This window comes from Falsiroseomonas oryzae, from assembly GCF_027856955.1.
In the GTDB taxonomy this organism is placed as follows: domain Bacteria; phylum Pseudomonadota; class Alphaproteobacteria; order Acetobacterales; family Acetobacteraceae; genus Falsiroseomonas; species Falsiroseomonas oryzae.
In genome coordinates, this window is record NZ_JAPSMD010000605.1 from 1 (window position 1) to 2,550 (window position 2,550).

The following is a 2,550-nucleotide window of genomic DNA, read 5'->3' on the forward strand; positions in this document are numbered from 1 at the left end:
CATCGCGCGCCTGGCCGCCGCGCAGGCCGCCTTGTCGGGCGGCGGCGACCGCACGGCGTGACGCGGCGCGGCTGCGGAACCACGCCCCGGCCCTCGCGCGCATGGCTGACGCCGACCGACTGACGGGGGACGCGCTCGACCGGCGCGTCACCCTGGCGGCGGCCGCCATCGTGGCCGCGATGCCGCTGCTGCTGATCCATGCGCGCGGCGTCGCGGAGGGGCTGTTCGCCGTGCTCGGCGCGCTCTTCGTCATCCGCTGCGCGCGCGCGCGGGACTGGTCGGCCTTCCGCCAGCCCTGGGTTGTCGCAGGTCTCCTCTACTGGGCCTGGCTGCTGCTCGTCACGCTGCTGATGCACCGCGAGACCGAGCAGATCGTCGGCGCGCTCGCCTGGGGGCGCATGCCGCTGGCACTGCTCGCTCTGTCCGCCTGGATCCTGGCCGATGCCGAGGCGCGCCGCTGGCTGTTCTACGGCAGCGGTTTGGCCATCCTCTGGACCGCGCTCGAGGTCTGGCTCCAGCTGCTGTTCGGGCGGGGCATCCTGGGCTTCCGCCGCTGGCCGGCCGGCGAGCTGCCCGGCCCCTTCACCCGCCCCCGCGCCGGCCACTGGCTCGGCTTCGGCATGTGGCCGCTGCTGCTCGGCGTCGCCGCCCCGCTGATCCTGCGGCGGGACGCGCTGCGCCGCATCGCCGGCTGGGCGCTGCTGGCCTTCGCCTGCGCCACCATCATCTTCGTCGGCCAGCGCATGCCGATGGTCTTCACCGTCTTCGGCCTGCTGATCGCCGCCCTGCTCATCCCGCAGCTGCGGCTTCCCGCCATCGCGGCCATCGGCGCCGGTGCGGCGGCGCTCGCCGTCTCCTCCGTGGTGGCACCGGCCGCCTTCCACCGCCTGGTCGTGCAGTTCTCCCGCCAGCTCGCCAATTTCGGCGAGACGCATTACGGCCAGATCCTGGCCCGCGGCCTGGAAATGGCGCACCAGCATCCGCTGACCGGCCTCGGCGAGGCCGGTTTCCAGACCAACTGCCCCGACCCGGCCTACCACGTCGGCTGGATGGCGGGATCGGATGGCGGTGGCGCGGGCATCTGCGTGACCCATGCGCACAACCACTACCTGCAGGCGCTGACCGATGGCGGCTGGCCAGGCCTGCTGCTGTTCATCGCCTTCGCCGTGCTGCTGGTGCTGGCCGCCGCGCGCGGCCTGCTGCGCGCGCCCTCGCCGCTGCGCGTCGGCGTCTTCATCGCGGCCTTCCTGCCGCTCTGGCCGCTGACCAGCGGCAACGCCTTCACCAACATGCCGATGGCCGGGCTCTGGCTGCTGATGGCCGGCTGGGCTCTGGCCGAGGCGCGCGCAGCGGAGCGGCCGCAATCATGATCATCGACATCCCGGCCTCCCCCGGCGAAGTGCTCGACAAGCTGACGATCCTCGAGATCAAGCTGGACCGCATCGCGGATGCCACGAAGCGGGAGAATGTCGCGCGGGAACATGCCGCGCTGACCGCCGCCTGGGACGCCGCGGTTGGCGACCGCCCGGCTCTCGCGCCGCTGCGGGCGGAGCTCCGCGCCGTCAACGAGAGGCTGTGGGACGTGGAGGACGAGCTGCGCGAGCATGAGCGGCGCGGTGCCTTCGATGCCGCCTTCGTGGAACTCGCGCGCGCCGTCTATCGCACCAACGATCGCCGCGCCGCGCTGAAGCGCCAGGTCAACGACCTCCTCGGCAGCACGCTGCGCGAGGAGAAGTCGTATGCCGCCTATTGAGGCCGCACCGCGCAGCGTCGGCGTCTTCAGCCATCAGGAGATCTTCGGCGACGGCCTTTACAAGATCGTCTTCCTGCGCGGCCTGCGCACCGCCTTCCCCGACGCACGGATCACCTGGATCACCACGCGCGAGACCGTCTTCGCGCGCTCGCTTCGCCAAGTCGCCGGTCCGCCTCTGCTCGACGACGTCGCCGAGAACACCGGCATCGGGGCGAAGCCACTGGATCTGTTGAAGCCGCCGCCACCGGGCCTCGGCCCCTTCGAACTGCTGCTCGACACGCAATCGCTGCTCGCCCGCACGCTGGCCGTCTGGCGCCTGCCGCACCGTCGTTTCCGTACGGCGACGACGCTGCGGCGCGGCCTGCACGGCGCCGCGATCGGCCCGCATGCCCTGGACCGCCTCTTCGCCCTTCTGGAGGTCGCGATCGGCCATCCCGTCCGGCGCGACCTTTCGCCGCTTGCGCTTCCGGCGCCACTTCTGGCAGCGGCCGCGGAGGCATTGCCCGGCGAGGCCTCCGCGCGCATCGCGCTCGCGCCCGGCGCCGGCGGCGTCGAGAAATGCTGGCCGCTCGATCGCTTCATCACCCTCGCGCGGCACCAGTCCGCGCGCGGGCGCATGCCGGTCTTCCTGCTCGGCCCGCAGGAAGCCGCCTGGCGCGACCGGCTGGCCGCCGAGGTCCCGGGCGCCTGCTTCCCCGAGGAGCACCCGGCCTTCGCCGCCCTACTCCAGGCGGGGCCGCAGCCGCTGCGCGCCGTCGCGGTGGCCGCGCGCTGCGCGGCGGGCGTCGCGAACGATG

3 protein-coding genes are annotated in these 2,550 nt (G+C 73.3%); all 3 read left to right on the top strand.

Annotated elements, in window-relative coordinates; translation table 11 throughout:
* The first annotated feature begins 101 nt into the window (after window positions 1-101).
* On the top strand, window positions 102-1,370 hold the full coding sequence (locus tag OZN99_RS29490; protein ID WP_270938781.1) for an O-antigen ligase family protein: 1,269 nt from the start codon (window positions 102-104) through the stop codon (window positions 1,368-1,370).
* A complete protein-coding gene (locus tag OZN99_RS29495) occupies window positions 1,367-1,753 on the top strand; it encodes a DUF6165 family protein (RefSeq protein ID WP_270938782.1) in 387 nt (128 codons plus the stop codon). The genes OZN99_RS29490 and OZN99_RS29495 overlap by 4 nt, the downstream gene beginning before the upstream one ends.
* Window positions 1,740-2,550: glycosyltransferase family 9 protein (locus tag OZN99_RS29500; protein WP_270938783.1), on the top strand; the 811-nt coding region annotated here is incomplete at its 3' end. The genes OZN99_RS29495 and OZN99_RS29500, both read left to right, overlap by 14 nt.